Origin of the sequence: Bradyrhizobium commune, assembly GCF_015624505.1 — a bacterium.
GTDB classification, from domain to species: Bacteria; Pseudomonadota; Alphaproteobacteria; order Rhizobiales; family Xanthobacteraceae; genus Bradyrhizobium; species Bradyrhizobium commune.
Map to the genome: position 1 here is coordinate 7,101,161 of NZ_CP061379.1, position 19,599 is coordinate 7,120,759.

Annotated in this window: 18 protein-coding genes; 13 read left to right on the forward strand and 5 right to left on the reverse strand. The window is 64.1% G+C overall.

The window, feature by feature from the left end; all coding sequences use genetic code 11:
- Positions 1–21 precede the first annotated feature (21 nt).
- The 3 genes from IC761_RS33365 to IC761_RS33375 all read left to right on the forward strand — a co-directional run bounded on the left by IC761_RS33365 (position 22) and on the right by IC761_RS33375 (position 2,284).
- On the forward strand, positions 22–240 hold the full coding sequence (locus IC761_RS33365) for a hypothetical protein (RefSeq protein ID WP_195800857.1): 219 nt from the start codon (positions 22–24) through the stop codon (positions 238–240).
- A 136-nt stretch (positions 241–376) separates the two neighbouring features.
- Positions 377–1,486, forward strand: coding sequence for a cyclic nucleotide-gated ion channel (locus IC761_RS33370; RefSeq protein WP_195800858.1), 1,110 nt, complete (start codon positions 377–379; stop codon positions 1,484–1,486).
- Positions 1,487–1,498: 12 nt separating this feature from the next.
- Positions 1,499–2,284 (forward strand): enoyl-CoA hydratase/isomerase family protein, encoded by a 786-nt coding sequence (locus tag IC761_RS33375; RefSeq protein ID WP_195800859.1) that lies wholly within the window; start codon positions 1,499–1,501, stop codon positions 2,282–2,284.
- An 11-nt stretch (positions 2,285–2,295) separates the two neighbouring features.
- Here IC761_RS33375 and IC761_RS33380 read toward each other — a convergent pair whose 3' ends face one another.
- Entirely contained in the window at positions 2,296–2,940 is a 645-nt protein-coding gene (locus tag IC761_RS33380) for a glutathione S-transferase family protein (RefSeq protein WP_195800860.1), read from the reverse strand.
- 88 nt (positions 2,941–3,028) lie between these two features.
- Between IC761_RS33380 and IC761_RS33385 the strand changes: the two genes are divergently transcribed.
- Together IC761_RS33385 and IC761_RS33390 are read left to right on the forward strand one after the other, a co-directional pair.
- Positions 3,029–4,036, forward strand: a complete 1,008-nt coding sequence (locus IC761_RS33385) for a helix-turn-helix transcriptional regulator (protein ID WP_195800861.1) — start codon at positions 3,029–3,031, stop codon at positions 4,034–4,036.
- 137 nt (positions 4,037–4,173) lie between these two features.
- Positions 4,174–4,407 (forward strand): hypothetical protein, encoded by a 234-nt coding sequence (locus IC761_RS33390; RefSeq protein ID WP_195800862.1) that lies wholly within the window; start codon positions 4,174–4,176, stop codon positions 4,405–4,407.
- 68 nt (positions 4,408–4,475) lie between these two features.
- On the opposite strand, the gene IC761_RS33395 is transcribed toward IC761_RS33390, so the two are convergent.
- The 3 genes from IC761_RS33395 to IC761_RS33405 form a co-directional block, all read right to left on the reverse strand.
- On the reverse strand, positions 4,476–5,423 hold the full coding sequence (locus IC761_RS33395) for a fatty acid desaturase (RefSeq protein ID WP_195800863.1): 948 nt from the start codon (positions 5,421–5,423) through the stop codon (positions 4,476–4,478).
- A gap of 11 nt (positions 5,424–5,434) precedes the next feature.
- Complete coding sequence (locus IC761_RS33400; RefSeq protein ID WP_195800864.1) at positions 5,435–6,448, reverse strand: alpha/beta fold hydrolase; 1,014 nt, start codon at positions 6,446–6,448, stop codon at positions 5,435–5,437.
- A gap of 159 nt (positions 6,449–6,607) precedes the next feature.
- Positions 6,608–7,411, reverse strand: a complete 804-nt coding sequence (locus IC761_RS33405; RefSeq protein ID WP_195800865.1) for an MBL fold metallo-hydrolase — start codon at positions 7,409–7,411, stop codon at positions 6,608–6,610.
- Positions 7,412–7,543: 132 nt separating this feature from the next.
- Between IC761_RS33405 and IC761_RS33410 the strand changes: the two genes are divergently transcribed.
- The gene (locus tag IC761_RS33410; RefSeq protein WP_195804857.1) at positions 7,544–8,743 is read left to right on the forward strand and encodes an MFS transporter; all 1,200 of its coding nucleotides are present in this window, start codon (positions 7,544–7,546) and stop codon (positions 8,741–8,743) included.
- Between the two features lie 13 nt (positions 8,744–8,756).
- Here the strand turns inward: IC761_RS33410 and IC761_RS33415 are convergent, their stop codons facing one another.
- Positions 8,757–10,370 (reverse strand): acyl-CoA synthetase, encoded by a 1,614-nt coding sequence (locus IC761_RS33415; RefSeq protein ID WP_195800866.1) that lies wholly within the window; start codon positions 10,368–10,370, stop codon positions 8,757–8,759.
- A gap of 212 nt (positions 10,371–10,582) precedes the next feature.
- Here IC761_RS33415 and IC761_RS33420 point away from each other — a divergent pair, with 212 nt between their 5' ends.
- From IC761_RS33420 to IC761_RS33450, 7 genes are all read left to right on the forward strand, one after another.
- Entirely contained in the window at positions 10,583–11,788 is a 1,206-nt protein-coding gene (locus IC761_RS33420; RefSeq protein ID WP_195800867.1) for an ABC transporter substrate-binding protein, read from the forward strand.
- Between the two features lie 215 nt (positions 11,789–12,003).
- Entirely contained in the window at positions 12,004–12,756 is a 753-nt protein-coding gene (locus IC761_RS33425) for a TetR/AcrR family transcriptional regulator (protein ID WP_195800868.1), read from the forward strand.
- A 20-nt stretch (positions 12,757–12,776) separates the two neighbouring features.
- Positions 12,777–13,748: an ABC transporter permease gene (locus IC761_RS33430; RefSeq protein WP_195800869.1), complete on the forward strand. Its 972-nt coding sequence runs from the start codon at positions 12,777–12,779 to the stop codon at positions 13,746–13,748.
- Between the two features lie 40 nt (positions 13,749–13,788).
- Entirely contained in the window at positions 13,789–14,805 is a 1,017-nt protein-coding gene (locus tag IC761_RS33435) for a sugar ABC transporter substrate-binding protein (RefSeq protein WP_195800870.1), read from the forward strand.
- Positions 14,806–14,881: 76 nt separating this feature from the next.
- On the forward strand, positions 14,882–17,005 hold the full coding sequence (locus IC761_RS33440) for an ABC transporter permease (RefSeq protein WP_195800871.1): 2,124 nt from the start codon (positions 14,882–14,884) through the stop codon (positions 17,003–17,005).
- Positions 17,002–18,099, forward strand: a complete 1,098-nt coding sequence (locus IC761_RS33445) for an SMP-30/gluconolactonase/LRE family protein (protein ID WP_195800872.1) — start codon at positions 17,002–17,004, stop codon at positions 18,097–18,099. Before IC761_RS33440 ends, IC761_RS33445 begins: the two co-directional genes overlap by 4 nt.
- A complete protein-coding gene (locus tag IC761_RS33450; RefSeq protein ID WP_195800873.1) occupies positions 18,096–19,592 on the forward strand; it encodes a sugar ABC transporter ATP-binding protein in 1,497 nt (498 codons plus the stop codon). The genes IC761_RS33445 and IC761_RS33450 overlap by 4 nt, the downstream gene beginning before the upstream one ends.
- Positions 19,593–19,599 lie beyond the last annotated feature (7 nt).

Sequence of the window (19,599 nt, forward strand, 5' to 3'; positions counted from 1 at the left end):
GGCCAAACCGGAGGACGCGCCATGCGCATGCTCCTTCTCATCATCTTGCTGGGAATGCTGGTTGCGGTAGGTTATTTCGCCTATTCGGCGATGACGGCCGAGGGCGATCCGATCTCGACGGAAAGTTACGTCGCACTGGCACTGGGCGCGGCGTTCTCAGTGGTTGTCGGCATCGGCTTGATGATGCTGCTGTTTTTGAGCGGCCGGCGCGGTTACGACGAACCACCTCATTTCAGATGATGGCTTAGACCGTCACTGCCTCAACCGCCACACCGAGTATCCGTGCCCCGTCGTTGACGGCCCCAGTGCGGGCAGGCACTTTGGCGCCGAAGTCCCACCCGGGGACCGCTAGACCCAGAACCGAGCGCCGTCCCGCATGCCCAAGCCGATGATTCCCGCTCTGGCCCAATTCTTGGCCGCCACGGCCGGCCGCAACATGACCAAGGCGGCCTACGTGGCGGTGACCGTCGGCGTGCTCAGCATGGTGCTGCTGACGCTCAACCCGGCCTATGAGACGGCGCACCGCTGGGTCGATCTCCTGCTGTGGGCCAGTCTCGCCTATTTCGTGTTCGAATGGCTGGTTCGGCTGCGCCACATGACGCGGCAACGGCGGCTGGCACTCTACATGTCCTCCTCGGCCGGGTTGGTCGATGCGGTTGGGGCCCTGGCCGTGCCGGTCGCGCTGATCCTCGGCGCAGAGCCCAAGACGGCCTGGCTGCTGTGCGTGCTCTGGGTGCTGAAGGTGGTGCCGGGCATTCCAGGTCTGCGGCAGCTCCGCCGCGTGCTGGTGTTCGAATCGGGCCCGCTGATCAGCGTGCTCGTGATCTTCCTGATGGTGGTTTTGCTCGCATCCGTCGCTGAATATTTCCTGGAGCGGGACGTGCAGCCGCAGACCTTTGGCAGCGTCCCCGCCGCGCTGTGGTGGGCAGTGGTCACGCTGACGACCACGGGTTATGGCGACGTCGTGCCGGTGACGCCGCTCGGCCGCATCGTTGCGGCGCTGGTGATGATTTCGGGCCTCGGCGTATTCGGCCTGTGGACCGGCATCCTGGCGACCGGATTTGCGGCCGAGACACGCCGCGACAATTTCCTGAAGACCTGGGAATCCGTGAGCAAGGTGCCGTTCTTTGCAGCGCTAGGGCCGGCGGCGATCGCCGACGTCACCCACATGCTGCGGACCATGGAGCTGCCCCCGCGCATCACGATCATCCGGAAGGGGCAGCAGGGCGACTGCATGTATTTCATCGCCGCCGGCGAGGTCGAGGTCGACCTGCCGGGCAAGAAGGTGCAGCTCGGCGAGGGTGCGTTCTTCGGCGAGATGGCGCTGCTCGGCAACAACATGCGCGGCGCCAATGTCTCGACCACGAAAGTGTCGCGGCTGCTGGTGCTCGACCTCGTCGACTTCCGCGTGCTGATGGCACGGCACCCCGATCTCGCCGAGACCATCGACGCCGAGGCAAAACGGCGCGCGCTCGAAAACAAGTAAATGGAGACAGGAATGTCGGACGCAACAGAGGCGGCAACCCCGCCCGTGCTCGAAATCGACGGCGCGCGGGCCACCATCCGCCTCAACCGCCCCAAGCATCTGAACCGGCTCCAGGCCGAAGATCTCGGCGAGCTCCTCAAGCTGTTCGACCGGATCGAGGCCGATCCCGCCATCCGCGTGCTGGTGCTCACCGGGACCGGACGCGCCTTCTCGGCCGGCTACGACCTCAACTCGGTCGCGGAGCGCGCTGTCGATGCCAACGAGCAGCAGAGCGCGGGTTCGGCGTTCGAGGTGGTCGTCAACCGGCTGGAGGATCTCGGCGTGCCGACGATCTGCCGGCTCAATGGCGGTGTCTATGGCGGTTCGACCGATCTCGCGCTGGCCTGCGATTTCCGCATCGGCGTCGACACCGCCGAGATGTTCATGCCGGCGGCGCGGCTCGGACTGCACTATTACCGGAGCGGCATCAAACGCTATGTGACGCGGCTCGGTGTCGACAATGCGAAGAAGCTGTTCCTGACCGCGCAGAAGATCAGTGCGCCGGAGATGCTGCGGATCGGCTACCTCACCGCCACGGTGGCGGTGGAATATCTCGACGAGGAAGTCGACAAGCTCGCCAATATCCTCGCCGGCAACGCGCCGAACGCGATGCGCGGCATGAAGCGCGCCATCAACGAATTCGCCCGGGGCGAACTGGATGAGGCTGCCGCCGACCGGCGCCACCGCGACAGCATGCGCGGCGACGAGATCAAGGAAGGCATCAAGGCGTTCGCGGAGAAGCGACCGCCGCGGTTTTGAGCGGCGCGCCCTCAGCCGCCAACAACCGCAGCATGCTGCGCCGCCATCTCGGCATCCGCGGCACTGATGCGCTGAAACGCAGGCCGCGACGTGATCCGCTCGGCGTAGCGGACAAAGACGTCCTTCTTCGGCACGATGCCGAACATCATCGTCCAGCTGAACGCGACGCCCCACAGGATATCGGCGGCCGTCATGCGCTCACCGAGCAGATACGGTCCCCTGGCGAGCTGCGCCTCGAGCGCGCCCAGCATGGTGTCGTAATCGGCATAGGGCGATTGCGTGATCGGGGCGGGCTCGCGCTGCATGAACTTGTCGATCAAGGCCGGCTCGAACGAAGAGCCGTAATAGGCGATCCAGCGTAGATAGGGACCGCGCAGGGGATCATTGAGCGCGGGCGTGAGCCCGCCCTGCGGGAACAGGTCGGCAAGGTAGATAAAAATCGCGACCTGCTCGGTCACGAGCTCCCCTCGGTGATGGATCGCCGGCACCTTGCCGAGCGGATTGATGGCGAGGTAAGCAGGCCCGCGCTGCTCGCCGGCCTTCATGTTGAGGATTTGGAGATCATAGGGCGCCCCCAGTTCCTCGAGCAGAATCCGCGCCCCGGTGGCGCGGCTCTGCGGCGAGTAATACAGCGTGATGCGGTTCGGATCGGTCATGGCGAATCTCCCATCTAGCCGGCTTGCGTCGCGCAAAACTATAGCCGACCATACCTGACATCTTGTGTCAGGTATGGTTTAAGGGATCATGCGCGCGAGCCGGATGCTGTCGATCCTCACCACCCTCCAGGCCAGGGGCCAGATCACCGCACCTGAACTGGCGGAGGCCTGCGAGGTCTCGGTGCGCACGATCTATCGCGACATCGATGCGCTCGCGACCTCCGGCGTGCCGGTCTATGCCGACCGCGGTGCCGAGGGCGGCTATCGCCTGCTCGACGGTTATCGCGTGCGGCTCAACGGCTTGTCGCAGAGCGAAGCTGGAGCGTTGTTCCTCGCCGGCCTGCCAGGACCTGCGGCTGCGCTCGGGCTGGACGCCGCGATGATCGCCGCGCAGAACAAATTGATGGCGGCACTGCCCGAGAACTTGCGCGAAGATGCCGGACGGATGCAGGAGCGTTTTCATCTGGATGCGCCGGGCTGGTTCGGCGAAGCGGAACAACCCAAACATCTGCGCACGATTGCCGGCGCGGCCCTCCGCGGGACGCTGATAAAAATCCGCTACCAGAGCTGGCGCGCGGAGAAGCAGCGCCGAGTCGCGCCGCTCGGACTCGTGCTCAAGGGCGGCAGCTGGTATCTCGCGGGCCAAGTCGATGGCAGCGTGCGCACCTACCGCGTCGCGCGCGTGCTCGATTGCACGGCGCTCGACGACCGCTTCGATCGCCCCGCCGATTTCGATCTCGCCGCCTATTGGCAGGCGGCGACACTGCGTCTCGAGGCCGAGATGCATCCGAACGTCGCGGTCGTGCGGCTGTCTCCGCTCGGCGTCAAGCTGCTCGATGCGCTGAGCCAGCCTTATGTCAGGACACGCACGCAGATTGAAGAGACCACTGACGCTGACGGATGGCGCATCGCCAGAATCCCGACTGGCAAGACGTCGTGGCATGCGGCGGCCGAATTGCTGCGGCTCGGGAGCGAGGCCGAAGTGCTGGAGCCCGCCGATCTCCGCGAGAAGATGGCGGAGCTGGTGCAGGCGATGGCTGCACGCTATCGCGCATCGTCGTCGCACGATGCAAAGCGCGCGGCGTGCAAGGCCTGACGGCTGTCAATCACCGGCGCCTACGAAACAATCCTGAAACACGATTCTCCAGTCGCTGTGTGAACGCAATCACGCTTGGGCTCGACCGAGAGGCAGGGACACAACAACGGCCTCGCGCCACACTGGAGAATGAGAATATGTTTCGTAAGCTTGCTCTTGGTCTGATCGCTGCCGGGTCGCTCGGCGCTGCTGCTCTCGCGCCCACCGCAGCGTCGGCCCACGGCTTCCACCATTACTGGGGCCCCGGTTGGGGCTTTGGCGGCGTCTACGTCAACACCGGCATCAACAACTGCTACCAGGAGCGCGTCGTCCAGACCCGCCACGGCCTGCGCGTCCGCGTCGTGAATGTCTGCGCCTACGGGATCTACTGATATCGTGAACTCACGACAAAGCTCCGATCGCTGCGCGATCGGGGCTTTGCGCGTTGATACTCACCTTCTTATCCGGCCTGCCGCTGTCGGCGAAACCAGGCCCAGGTCTCGCGCGTCGTTCTGATATAGCCGCGGCCGCGATAGACGATCTCGCCATCGACGATTGCGTTCAGCTTCGGCAGCGCGTGAAACGGGATCGAGGGATAGGCGTGGTGCTCGACGTGATAGGGCATGTTCCACGTGAACCATTTGACCAGCGCGCCGGTATAGGTGGTGCGGGTGTTCTCGAAGGCGCTGCGGGTGCGCTCGCAGCCGGTATGCTCGGCATAGAGATAGGGCCGCAGGAAGAACTGCCCGACGATCACCGGCACGATCCAGACCCAGAGCAGCAGCGCAGAGGAAAACCACAGCGAAAGCGCGAGCAGCAGGGCATAGAGAACGACATAGGCGCGCGCTTCGGTCGCGATAGTGCCGCGCTTGTTCTCGGGGATCCAGGGCACAACGACCTTGCCCGTCACGGCGTGGCCGAGCATCAGCCAGAGACGGCCCGCGACCTGGAGCAGGCCGCTATAGGCAAGCGCAAGCTGGGTACCGGATTTTGGCTTCACACCAACAATCAGCTCCGGGTCCTTCTCGAGATCCTGCGTGTAACGGTGATGATCCCAGTGAAACAGGCAGTAATATTCGTACGGCAAGCCGATGATGAAGCCCGAGAGATAGCCGACCGCGAGATTGAGTCCGCGACTCCTGAAGGCCGTCTTGTGCGCGGTCTCGTGTACCGCCATGAACAGGAAGGCGACGAAATAGCCCTGCACCACCATCAGCGGCAAGGCCCAGAGCACGCCATAGCTCGATGAGACCTTCCAGACCAGCGCGCCGATCAGCACGACCAGGCCGTAATGACCGAGGCTTTGCGTGGCGCCCCTGAGGTTGGAGCGCACCGACAATTCGCGCAGCATCGCCGGGGTCAGCGGCTTCAAGCGATGGCCGGGTTCCGAGATGATTGCGTCACTCATGATGGACCTGCCTAGTTGCTGAGGAGGGCCGCGATCTCCGCCTTGAGGAAGGCGAAATCGCGCGGATTGTTGACGGGGTTGCCGGCGCGATGGCCATGCACCGACGGAATGGGACGCAGCACGGCGGATGTCGCGTTGGTGAGCTTGCCAAGCTCGTCCTCATTGTCGCGGACGTCGAAATAGCGATCGGTGCCGCCAGGCATCAGCAACATGTGCGCCTTGATCGCCGCCAGCGCACCGTCGAAATCGCCGCCGAAGGCTGCGCAGCTGCTGACGTCGCCGTTCTGCCAGATCGCGATCTGCGCCAGCAGGTCATTGGCGTCCCGCCGCGCAAAAGTCGCGTCCCAGGCCCGCACGAGATAATCCTCGAGCGAGGTGAATCCCGCCTCGCGCCAGACCTCGTCGCGATAGAATGCATGCGACATCGCCCAGCCGGCATAGACCCGCCCCATCGCGCGAAAGCCCGCGACGGGCTTTTCGACGAAGCGGCCATCGCGAAAGGCGGGATCGGCGGTCAGCGCGGCCTTCACGCCTTCAAGGAAGACATGGTTGTAGGGCGCGCAACGCGCGCTGCCGCAGACCACGGCGGCGCGCTCGACCATGTCGGGATGCAGCGCCGCCCAATGAAAGGCCTGCATGCCGCCCATCGACCAGCCATAGACCATTGCCAGTTTTGTAATGCCGAACCGCTCGGTGAGCAGCCGGTGCTGGGCGGCGATGACGTCGTGATAGGTGATGCTCGGAAACGGCACGGTGGTATTCGACGGCGATGACGACAGGCCGTTGCCGAACAGGTTCGGGATAATGACGAAGTAACGCTCGGGATCAAGCACACCACCAGGCTGGATCAGCCATTCGGTGTCGTAATGCTGCGCGCTGAACGAGGTCGGATAGAGGATGACGTTGTCCTTGGCCGGGTTCAGCATGCCGTAGGTCTTGTAGGCGAGCTTGAGCGCAGGGAAGACCGTGCCGGATTGAAGCGTGACGTTGCCGGCCTCGAAGGTCTCGTAGTCACGCTCTGGCATTCGCCCGGTTCCCGCTTAAACGGCCGCAGAACGCGGCACGATCTGGACGATGCATTGATCGTGCCGAGCCCGCAGACGCATCGTTGCGTCGCACCTAATAAATGTACCTATAGTACAGTTATTAGGTGAAAGCAAACGGAGTCTGGGCAGCCGCGCGGCTCAGGCAATGGCCGCGATATATCGCACCACCGACGCGCTGAACGCGGCCTTGGCCCCCGTCGCGATGTTACGGCCCCACCAGGCGCCGTAGATGCGATCGAATGCGAGCGGCTCGACCGCAGCCGAGATCCGCCTTACCGCGGCGGCATTCAGCGGCATGTAGTTCGGATAGGAGTACATGAAGCTGACAAAGCGGCGGTCCATCGTCACCTGAGCGATGTCGCCGGTGAGGAGCGCACCCTTGCCGTCGGCCGCGCGTGCGTCGTGCAGCATGGTGGCTCCCGCGAAATGCCCGCCGGTACGTAGCAGCAGGAGGTCGTCGGAGATGCGAAGCCTGTCGCCCGTCCAGTGTTCGATCTTGGGATGCGGACGCGTCACCCATTCACGATCGTCCGCATGGAGATAGACGGGGATGCCGCCGAAGGCATCGCTCCAGTCGGCGAGCGCGCCATAATAATGCGGGTGCGAGATCGCGATCGCCTTCAACCCGCCGAGCGACCGGATGTGCGCGATCGCCTCCGGCGTCGCCAGCGGTACGCAATCCCACATGACGTAGCCGTCGCCAAGCGGCACCAATAACGCACGCTGACCGATGGCAAAGCTCGGCTCAAGTGCGATGCCGGTAAGACCCAGATCGTCTCGCCAGACCAGGCAATGTTTTTCGGCCAACGCCTCGCGAGTAAGAGAGATTTGCCCTTTCCATCCAACGAACTGCCGTTCGTCCTCGCAGATCGGACAGGACGCGGGTGGCTTTTCGCTGTCCGGGAATTGCGCGCCGCAGGTTTCGCAGGTCCAGAGGGGCATGGTGGTGCTCCAGATCACGCGGGACGGAACCAACGCGACGCGCGCATGTTACGTACTGATCAGCACCGGCACAATGGGCCGGCGATTTCCGTGCCGCACGAGACTTTCGATCGGAACACGTTCAGCGTCTCGATGACATCGCGCCCCGCCCCATCCCGCATCTGGCCCCTGTACGCGGTCAATTTCTTTATGGCCGACATGCAGTCGGGCATCGGCCCCTTCGTCGGCGTATTCCTTCAGGAGCGCGGCTGGGCCAGCGGATTGATCGGGACGGCAATGACGATCGGCAATGTCGCGGGCATGCTGGTCACGACGCCGATCGGCGGCTTCATCGATTCCAGCCGCAACAAGCGCCTCTGGGTCGTCATTCCCGGCGCCTGCGTGGTGCTTGCCTCTGCGATCATCCTGATCTCGCAAAATTTCTGGGCGGTGACATTCTCGCAAGTCGCGCAATCGCTCGCGAGCGCCGCGATCGTGCCGGCGGTCACAGGTATCAGCCTCGGCATCGCCAAACAAAAGGGCTTCAATGCGCTGAACGGACGCAACCAGGCCTTCAACCACGCCGGCAACATGGTCGGCGCAGCGCTATCGGGCTATCTCGGCTACAAATTCGGCTACGTCTGGGTGTTTGTTTTGGCTGCCGTCTTCGGCGCCGTCGCCGTCGCTTGCATATTGATGATTCCGGCCAAGGCCATTGATGACCGCCAGGCTCGCGGCAGCAACGAGGATGAGAGCAAAAACCCGCCGGCAGGTCTGTCCGTTCTCTTCAAGCACAAGCCGCTGCTTGTGCTGGCACTAGCATTGGCCATCTTCCATCTCGGCAACGCGGCAATCGTACCCCTCTACGGCCTCGCCGCTGTGAGCGCGGGCCAAGCCAATGGCCCAAGCTTCGTCGCGACCATTGTCGTGATTGCGCAGGGCGTGATGATCGTGACGTCCCTGGTCGGCATGCAAGTCGCTGGGAAACGCAACTACTGGCCGGTGATCCTGGTCTCCTTCATGTTCCTGCCAATCCGCGGCGTACTGGCGTATTTCCTCGGCGGCTGGTGGGGCGTCGTGCCCGTGCAGGTGCTCGACGGCATCGGCACCGGGCTTCAGACGGTCGCCGTCCCCGGCATGGTCGCGCGCTCGCTCGACGGCACCGGCCGCATCAATCTCGGCCAGGGGGCCGTCATTACCGTGCAGGGCGTCGGCGCAAGCCTCAGTCCCGCGCTCGGCGGCTGGATCGCGCAATGGATCGGCTATGGCCCGACCTTCCTGCTGCTCGGCGCCTTCGGCCTGGCGTCAATGGCGCTGTGGCTGGCATTCGGCGCGCACGTGAAGAAGTATTGAGAGGCGACCCGCCTCACGCCCCAAAACTTTTCTGGACCGCCTTGTCGAGCGTCGCGCTGCCAACGAAGCGCTGGCGCAGCTCGCGCTTGAGCAGCTTGCCGCTCGGATTCTTCGGCAGGCTGTCGACGAAGATGACGCGCTTCGGCACCTTGAAATGCGCCATCTGGCCGGCGCAGTGCTTGATGACGGCTTCCTCGTCGAGCCTCTCGCCGGTCTTGACCACGACGATCGCGGTGACCGCTTCGATCCAGCGCGGATCGGGCAGGCCGACGACGGCAACCTCGGAGACCGCAGGGATGCGATAGACCATCTCCTCGACCTCGCGACTCGCGACATTCTCGCCGCCGGTCTTGATCATGTCCTTGACGCGGTCGACGACAGTGATGTGGCCTTCGGCATCGACGGTGGCGAGATCGCCGGAGTGAAACCAGCCGCCGGAAAACGCCGCCGCGGTCTTGACGGGATCGTTGTAATAGCCGGAGAGCAGATGCGGCGAGCGGTGCACGATCTCGCCAACTTCGCCGACTTTCACGTTCTCCATCGCCGTGTTGACCACGCGTGTCTCGACATTGAGCACCGGCTTGCCGGCCGAGCCGGCCTTACGTAGCTGATCCTCCGGGCGCAGTACGGTCGCGAGCGGCGCGATCTCGGTCTGGCCGTAGAAATTCCAGAACTTGACATTCGGCAGGCGGCGCTGGAGCTCGAGCAGAACCTCCACCGGCATGATCGAGGCGCCGTAATAGCCCTTCTCGAGCGTCGACAGGTCGGTCTTGTCGAAATTCGGCGAGCGCAGCATCGCGATCCAGATCGTCGGCGGCGCAAAGAACGACGTGATCTTGTGCGCCTGGATCAGCGCCAGAATGTTGTCGGCGGTCGGCTTGCCCGTGATCACGCCGGAGGCGCCGAGATAAATCTGAGGCCCGAGAAACACGTCGAGCTGGGCGCAATGATAGAGCGGCAGCGCGTGCAGGAATTTGTCGTGCGCGCTCATGCCGCCGTCGATGACGCAGCTGACATACTGCCACATCACGGCCTCATGCGTCAGCATCGCCCCCTTGGGCAGCGATTCCGTGCCGCTGGTGTAGACGATTTGCGCGAGATCGCGGCTGTCGACGGACGCCTCCAGGAACGAACTGTCAGCGGCGAGCAGGTCGTCGAACGTAGTGAGGCCCGCTGGCGCCGTAGCGGGATCCTCGCCCGGTAGCCAGATCACCTTCTCGACGGCGCAATCCTTGGCGCTGGCCGCGCGCGCCGGCTCGACGAAATCCGGGCCAGTTGCCAGCAGCTTGGCACCGGAGCTTTTCAGGATGAAGTTGATCTCGTCCGGGTTGAGCATGAAGTTGATCGGCACCAGCACCGCGCCGATCCGCGCCACCGCAAAACGCAGCGCGGCAAAGGCGTGCGAGTTGCGCGAAAGCACAGCGAGGCGATCGCCCTTCTTGACGCCGAGGCCGAGCAGGCCGCGGCCAAGCCGGTTACAGATCGCGTCCATCTCGGCGAAGGTCCAGCTCACATTGCCGCAGCTCACCGCGAGCTTGGCCGGCTCGCGGCCCGCCGAGCGGCGCAGGAGATCGCCGATGGAGTGCTCGCGGGCTTTCGAGATGGTGGCTGCGATGTCGCTCGACATTTCCGTCCCCCTGGAATTTGCAATCCGCGCAACGCCTGTCCTCAACGTCCATCCGGACCTCGCATCGACGCGCCTTTCATGTTTGCGCGAAGCGTAGTCGGCACTGTCGACCGCGTCAAATTGGCCGCACGCTGGCGCCATGACGCAAGAATTGTCCCTTCGCCGGGGCAAGCTTGGGATGGTGCACCAACAATAATATCGGGGGAAATGTCATGTATCGGATCGCGCGCGCCGCCTTTGCGGCCGGGCTGCTATCTGCGCTTTTCGTCTATCCATCGTCCGCCCAGCAGACCCCGCTCAAGATCGGCGTGCTCTCCGATTTCTCCTCGGTCTATTCCGACATCGGCGGCCAGGGGAATGTCGAAGCCACCAAGATGGCGATCGAGGATTTTGGCGGACAGATGTTCGGCAGGCCGATCGACATGGTCTCGGCCGACGCGCTCAACAAGCCCGATGTCGCCTCCACCATCGCGCGAAAGTGGTGGGAGACCGAGGGCGTCGACATGATCATCGACCTGCCGACCTCGGCCACCGCGCTCGCGGTGATGGAGCTGTCGAAGCAGTACGAGAAGGTAATGATCGTCACCGATGCCGCAAGTTCCGACATCACCGGAAAATCCTGCTCGCCCTATACCGCGCACTGGACCTACGACACCTATTCCAACGCCCACACGGTGGGCAGCGCCATCGTCAAGAACGGCGGCGACAGCTGGTTCTTCCTCACCGCCGACTACGTGTTCGGCCATTCCATCGAGCGCGACACCGGCGACGTCGTGAGGGCCGCCGGCGGCAAGGTGCTCGGCAGCGTCAAGCACCCGCTCAACACGGCTGACTTCTCGTCCTTCCTGCTTCAGGCCCAGGCCTCCAAGGCCAAGATCATCGGGCTTGCCAATGGCGGCGGCGACACCATCAACGCGATCAAGCAGGCTGGCGAGTTCGGCATCGTCGCCGGCGGCCAGAACCTGGCCGCGATCGTGATGTTCATCTCCGACGTGCACAGCCTGGGGCTGAAGCTCGCACAGGGCCTGATCATCACCGAGGCCTATTACTGGGACCTCAACGACAAGACCCGTGCCTTCGGCAAGCGCTTCTTGGAGCGCGTCAAGCGCATGCCGACGATGAACCAGGCCGCGACCTACAGCGCGACGCTGCACTACCTGAAGGCGGTGCAGGCTGCCGGCACCAAGGACACCAAGACCGTGATGGCCAAGATGCGCGAGATGCCGGTGAAGGATGCCTTCACCGACAATGGCATCCTGCGTGAGGACGGCCGCATGGTGCACAGCATGTTCCTGTTCCAGGTCAAGAAGCCCGAGGAATCCAAGGGCCCGTGGGATTATTACAAGCTGCTCGCCGAGGTTCCCGCCGACCAGGCCTTCCGCCCGCTGAAGGACGGCGGCTGCCCGCTCGTGAAGTGAGCTCTGCCTCCATCGCGGACCTGCCACGCTTCGTGGGGCAGGTCCACGACATTGCATCCCGCGGAAAAAACGAGCGAGCGCTCTCTCAGAAAATTCCGGTCGGCCCCCTTTTCCGACGGCCACTCTGTGCGCTAGGAATGAGGACAAGGGCGCAAAGCCCACGCCTGGATCAATAACAACGGCAAAAGGTCCGGGACGACATTTGGGGAGGCAGCGTGAATCTCGCGCGCCGACGACCTTGGACCAACGCGTTTTCGACAGAAGCGCTGTGCGCGCGCATTCTGGAGCGCCATCGCGACTCCATCCGCGTCCAGAAGCCGCGTCTTGCCGTCGCAAATCTCGCCCGCATCATCGACGCCACCCTCACACTCTCCAACAAGCAGGGTTTTCACGCCACGACGCTGCGCCAGCTCGCGGAGGCCTCCGGCCTCAGCATGGGCGGCCTCTATACCTATATCGACAGCAAGCCCCGGCTGCTGTCGATGATCCTTGGCGAGGTCGCGGCAACCGCGACCGAGGTGCTGACGACGCCGCCCGACGACGTCAGGAATGATGCCCACAGGCACCTCGACTGGATCATCGCGACCCACATCCGCATGAGCGAGGCGATGCAGCCCTGGTTCGTGTTCGCCTTCATGGAGGCGAAATCCTTTCCGCCGGCAGAACGCCAGCGCGCGATCGACATGGAAGCCACCACCGAGAAGATCATCGCCGACGTCCTCCGGCAGGGCGTCGCCAGCGGCGCCTTCGCGATCGACCATGTCAGGCTGACGGCGTCGCTGATCAAGCCGCTGCTCCAGGACTGGTACGTGAAGCGCGCCAAGTACCGCAAGCGCGGTACCTCGATCGACGGCTACATCGACGGCGTCGGCAACTTCGTGAGCGCCGCAGTGTCGGGTGATAGCCGCATCAGCGGACGCGCGTCCGCCGGGGCGCGCGCGAGGCCAAAGCAGATGGCGCACCCATAGAACGCGGGAAAGACCAGGCGATGCAGCGTTTCCGGTTCAATCAACAAGAGATCGTCTTCGCCGTCTTCGCGCTGCTGTTCCTGGTGTTCTCGATCTTCCTGAACGGCTTTCTGACGGCAGACAACATGCTGACGCTGCTTCAAAACGTGGCTGTGCTCGGCATCCTCGGGCTTGCCATGGCGATCGTCGTGATCGGCCGCGGCATCGACATCTCGCTGATCGCGGCGCTCGCGGTGCCCCCGGGGCTCGTGCTTCAGATGGTGCAGAACGGTCATTCGCTGCCGTTCTCGCTGCTGACCGCGGTGCTGCTCACGATCGCCTTCGGCCTCATCAATGGCTGGCTGATCGCTTATGCCGAGGTCCCCTCGCTGTTTGCGACACTCGCAACTGGGCTATTGCTCGCCGGCCTGGGGCAGGCCGCGCTGTTCCAGCTCGACGTCGTGCAGTGGAGCCCGGGCATGAACGGCTTCGAGCGGCTCGGACAGGGCACCATTCTCGGCATCCCGACCTCGATCGTGATGTTCGCGATCGCCTGCATCGTGGTCGCTGTCCTGCTGCGCCAGACCCGCTGGGGCGCCTATATCTACGCGATCGGCGACAATCCCTATGCCGCACGTGTCACCGGCATCCCGTCGCGCCCGATCATCGTGCTGCAATATGTGGTCGCCGCGCTGATCGGCTGCTTCGCCGGCCTGGTGATGGCCGCGTCGGTCAATTCGATGCCGACCCGCGTCTTCAACTCGACGCTGATCTACGACGTCATCCTCGTCGTCGTGCTGGGTGGCATCGGGCTATCAGGCGGACGCGGCGGCGTGCTGAACGTCATCATCGGCACGCTCCTGATCGGCACCATGCTCAACGGCATGACCATCATGGACATCTCCTACGCCGGCCAAAATCTCATCAAGGGCGTGGTCCTGCTGCTCGCCGTCATCACGGATTCCTTCCTGAATCCGCGCAACGAAGAAACGGCGCAACAGGGCGATATCTGAACGAGCGGCAAGAACGACAACCATAACCAAGGAGGACGCAATGAAACATCTTGGCAATCCGACAAAGGCGGCTCTGGCCGCACTGGCTCTCTCGGCAATGACCGCACCGGCTCTGGCCCAGCAGGGCCTGGACGAGCCGTTCCAGAAGCCGTTCAAGGAGGCTCTCGCCGGCAAGACCGTGGCCTATGTGCCGGTAGCGATGAACTTCGACCTCACCGAGGGCTGGTATGCCGGGCTGAAGAAGGAGCTCGAGCCGTTCGGCGTCAAGTTCGTGATCCGCGACGCCAACTGGAACACCAACGCCGGCGCGCAGGCCGTCACATCGCTGATCTCCGAGAAGCCGGCGGTGATGGTGGTGCATAATCCGGACGTGCAGACCTACGCCAAGCTGCTGCAGCGCGCCGAGAACGAAGGCATCTACGTCATCCAGATCAACATGGGCTCCGCGTATCGCAGCTCGGCCTTCGTCGGCGCCAACTGGGTCGAGATCGGTGAACGCCAGACCGAAGGGGTGGTCAAGGCCTGCGAGGGCAAGTCGAACAAGATCGCGATCATCCAGGGTGCGCTCTCGGCCGCCGCGAGCGCATACACGCTCAAGGGCGTCGAGAACGTGCTCGCCAAGCATCCCGAGATCAAGGTGGTGTCGAGCCAGGCCGCCGATTGGGACGCCGCCAAGGCCAAGGCGATCACGCAGACGGTGTTGAAGCAGAATCCCGATCTCTGCGGCATCGTCGGCTTCTGGGACGGCATGGACATCGGCACCGCTGCCGCGGTCAAGGAAGCGGGCCTCACCGGAAAAGTGTTCCTCGCCACATCGGGCGGCGGCGAGCGCAAGGGCGCCTGCGAGCTGGTGAAGTCCGGCGCGTTCGACCTCAACATGAGCTACGACGTTCCGACCCAGGCGGCGCAGATGGCAGGCACGATCAAATGGCTGCTGTCGTCGGGCGCCAAGCCCGGCTCGGTCAAGGGCTCGGAATACACCACGCTGATTCCGATCACCAAGGAGAACGCCGACAGTGCCACGGCCTGCTGGAATCTCAGCGACCTGAAGAAATAGTCCGACGCTGACGCGCGAGATCCCAGGACATCAAAGCCCGGGGATCTCGCTCCCAACAGTTCCCCTCCCTGCTGGAATGCCGATGCGCGATACCCTGACAAGCCTGCGTTACCGCTACTGGCCGGATCATCTGCTCGGCGAAATCCTGTCCAAGCGATGGACCGAGACGGCCATCCCGGTCATCCTGCTCCTCATCGTTGGCTTCGCATTCAGCCGATCCATCGACAACTTCCTGTCGCCGGCGAGCCTTGCCGACACCGCGCGCCAGGCCGGAGAGATCGGCTTCATCGCGCTCGGGCTGGCGCTGGTCGTCATCGTCGGCGGCATCGATCTGTCTGTTGGTTCGATCTTCGCACTGACGGATTTCTGCGCGCTCTATTTGCTCGACGTCGCGGGCTGGCCAGTTCCGGCGGTGGTCGTCGCCACGCTGCTCTGCGGCGCGCTGCTTGGTGCCGTCAACGGCATCCTGGTCGGATATCTGCGGCTGCGCGCCTTCATCACCACGTTGATCACCCTGATCATCTACCGCTCGGCCTATGATCTCCTGATCCAGCGCTACTCCAACGCGATCGCGTCGGCCTTCCCCGACATCCCGTCCTGGGATTTCATCGGCGGCGGCAGCATCTTCGGCATTCCGACCGTGGCGCTTGCCTACATCGTCATCGCCGTCTTTGGTCATATCTTCATGACCCGGCTGCGTCCGGGCTGGCACATTACCGCGATCGGCGGCTCGCGCCGCTCGGCTTACAATTCCGGCATTCCCGTTCGCCGCACCATTGCGCTCTGTTATGTCGCAAGCGGTGTGCTGACCAGCATCGGCGCGCTGTTCTTCGCGTCCCGCCTCGGCACCGTCGGCGGCGACATCGGCGTTGGCCTCGAGGTCATCGTGCTGACCGCGACCGTGCTCGGCGGCATCACGCTTGGTGGCGGCAAGGGCTCGGTCGCCAAATCGGCCGTCGGCGTGCTGATCGTGCTCCTGATCACCAATGGTCTCACGACCATGAATGCGCGCGGTGGCGTTAACCGCATGGCGCTGGCTGGCATCCTGCTTGTCGCCGCGATGGTGGACATCCGCTGGCAGAAGAACCGGACCCGCATCATCAGCAAGGTCTATGTCGCGCCGACCTACCACGCGCTGCCGCCCCCGCCGCCGACCGAGATCGGACAAGGCGGGCCGTTCGAGCAGAACGACAAGCTGCGTCACGTCGAGTCGATCGGCCTCGGCCGCATCGAGGCGCCGGAGGACGTCATCCTCGATCGCCACGACAATCTCTATGCCGGCTCACGTCACGGCGACATCATGCGCTTTCTCGCGCCCGACTACCAGAAGATGGAGGTGTTCGCCCATATCGGCGGCCAGCCGCTCGGCATGGCGTTCGACCGGGAGGACAATCTCTACGCCTGCATCGGCGGCATGGGGCTCTATCGCATCAAGCCGGATGGCACGGTGGAGAAGGCGACCGACGAGACCAACCGCAGCCTGCGCTCGGTCAACGACGACAGCCGCCTGCGGCTCGCCGACGATCTCGACATCACCGACGACGGCCTGATCTTCTTCTCCGAGGCGACGGTGCGCTACGAGATGGACGAATGGCCGATCGACGGGCTGGAAGCGCGCGGCAACGGCCGCATCATCTCCTACGACACCAAGACCGGGACGACACGCACCGAGCTGCGCGGCCTCAAATTCCCCAACGGCATCTGCGTCGCCAGCGACGGCCAGTCGATCCTGTTCGCCGAGACGTTTGGCTGCTCGATCAAGCGCTATTGGTTCGCGGGGCCGAAGAAGGGCGCGGTCGAGGTGGTCATGGACAATCTGCCGGGCTACCCCGACAACATCAATCTCGCTTCCGACGGCAATTACTGGCTGGCGCTGGTCGGCATGCGCAGCCCCTCACTCGACCTCGCCTGGAAGATGCCAGGCTTCCGGCGCCGCATGGCCAAGCGCGTGCCGGTCGACGAATGGCTGTTCCCCAACATCAACACCGGCTGCGTGGTCAAGTTCAACGAGCAGGGCAGAATCGTCGAATCGTTCTGGGACCTGCACGGCGAGAACCACCCGATGATCACCTCGATGCGTGAGCATCGCGGCTATCTCTATCTCGGCGGCATCCTGAACAACCGGATCGGCCGCTACAAGCTCGACAACGCCGATCCGACCTTCGTCCAGTATGACAAGCGATGGGGGAAGCTGTCGTGATCGCTGCCGTCAGAGAGTTCGCCAACCGCTTTCTCGGACGCGGCGACGCCACCATCACCGTGCCGTCCTTCGACGGCGCGCTGAAGCCGAACCAGAAGCTCGAAGCTGCCGAGACCTTGCTCACCTGCGAGGCGCCGGAAGATCTCGCCACCGACGGCCACAACCTCTTTCTCGCCGACGGGCGGAGGCTGTTGTCCCTGAACGGCGGTTCGGCCTCGGACGTGCGCAGCTTCGAGCGGCAGATCTCGGCGCTATGCGTTCTTCCCGGCGGCGGTCTTGCCGTCGCGCTCGGCGGGCGCGAGGTGCGGCTCTATCCGAGTCCCACGGCCGTGCAGCCAAGCGTGACGTTTGCCGATGCAGCGTTCAATGCGATCAACGCGCTCGCGCTGGCGGAAGACAACACCCTGATCGCGACAGATGGGTCCGCCAATTGCGGCGTCGACGACTGGGCGCGCGATCTGCTGGAGCTCAACCGGAGCGGCCGCGTCTACCGGCTCGATCCCGCCGGCAAGACCGTCACACGATTGGCCCAGGGGCTCGGTTACGCCTTCGGCGCCTGCGCCCATGGCGAGGGCACGCTGGTCAGCGAGAGCTGGCGTCATCGCCTCGTGCTCTTAGCGCCTGGAGCAGCGCCGCGCGCGGTGCTCGCTCACCTCCCCGTCTATCCGTCGCGGCTATCCAAGGCTTCTGGCGGCGGCTACTGGCTCACCGCCTTCACCGCGCGCACCCAGCTCGTTGAGTTCGTGCTGCGCGAGCCCGGCTACCGGCGCCGCATGATGGCGGAGATCGCCCCGGAATATTGGGTTGCGCCGCGCTTGCGCTCCGGCTTGTCGTTCAAGGAGCCGATGCAGGGCGCCCACATCAAGACCATGGGCGTCATCAAGCCGTGGGCGCCGCCGCGCTCCTATGGCCTCATCATCCGCCTCGATGCCGACGGCCAGCCGCTCTATTCGCTACACAGCCGGGTCGACGGCATCAATCACGGCATCGTCGCGGCCATCGAGATGGGCGACGATCTCATCCTGATCGCCAAGGGACCGGGCCGTGTCCTGAGACTGCCGCTGAGCGGACTTGCCGAGGAGTTTCGCCCATGAGCGACGTCGTGCTCTCGCTGCGCAAGGCGACAAAACTCTATGCCGGCGTCCCCGCCATCGACGGCGTCGATTTCGAGCTCCGTCGCGGCGAGATCCATGCGCTGGTCGGCGAGAACGGCGCCGGCAAGTCGACCCTGACCAAGGTGATGGCGGGCGTGGTGACGCTGACCTCGGGCGCGATGACGATCGACGGCGCCGACGTCGCGCCGAAGACGCCGCTGGAGGCGCGCAATCTCGGCATCGCCATGGTTTTCCAGGAGAATAGCCTGGTGCCGACCATGACGGTGGCGCAGAACCTGTTCCTCGGGCAAGAGAAATTCTACAACCGCCTGCGCGGCATCTACATCGCCGCGCAGCAGTTTCTGCAATCGCTCAATTTCGACGTCACACCGACCGCGACCGTCAGCGGACTTGGCGCGGCCAAGAAGCAGATGGTCGAGATCGCCCGCGCGGTGCTGCACCGCGCCAAGGTCATCATCTTCGACGAGCCGACCGCGTCGCTGACGCCGGAGGAGAAGAAATATTTCTTCGATCTCGTTCGCGACCTCAAGAAGCGTGGCGTCTCGATCGTCTTCATCTCGCATGCGCTCGAGGAGGCGCTGCTGCTGGCCGACCGCATCACGGTGCTGCGCGACGGCAAGCATGTCGTCACCGACGATGCCGCCAAATTCGACCGTGCCGCGATCGTGCAGGCCATGGTGGGGCGCGACCTCTCCAACACGCTCTACGGCGCGCGCAAGAGCAGCGTGCGGCCGGCCGGCGCGCGCGTGCTCACGGTGCAGAACCTGAAGATGGCTCCGATGGTGAAGAACAATTCGCTGTCGGTGTTCGCGGGGCAGATCACCGGCGTGTTCGGCCTCGTCGGCGCCGGCCGCACCGAAACCTTCAAGATCGTCGCCGGTGTGCTGAAGCGCGACTTCTTCCATGGCGGCGAGATCTTGCTGCACGACAAGCCGGTGCGCTACCGGGTGCCGGCGCCGGCGGTCAAGGCCGGCATTGCCTATGTGACCGAAGACCGCAAAGTCGAGGGTTTCTTCGAGACCGCCTCGATCGGGCGCAACATCTATCTCGGCCTGCTGTCGAAATTTCCCAGCGGTCGGATGATGCTGTCGCGGCGGGAAACTGATGCCGTCGGCAAGAGCTGGATCGAGAAGCTCAGGGTTCGCGCCATCGGCGACCACGGCAAGGTGGTCGAGCTCTCCGGCGGCAACCAGCAGAAGGTCGTGATCGCGAAATCGCTGGTGCAGGAGCCCGACCTGATCATCTTCGACGAGCCGACCCGCGGCGTCGATGTCGGCGCCATCGTCGAGATCCACGAGCTGATCAACCGGCTCGCCGACGAGGGCAAGGCGGTCGTCGTCATCTCATCCTACCTGCCCGAGATCATGGCGCTCTCCGACCGGATCCTGGTCTCGCGCCAGGGCAAGGTCGTCGAGGAGTTTTCGGCGCTGGAGGCGACCGAAGAGAAGATCATGTACGCCGCGATCCACTGAAGGAGCA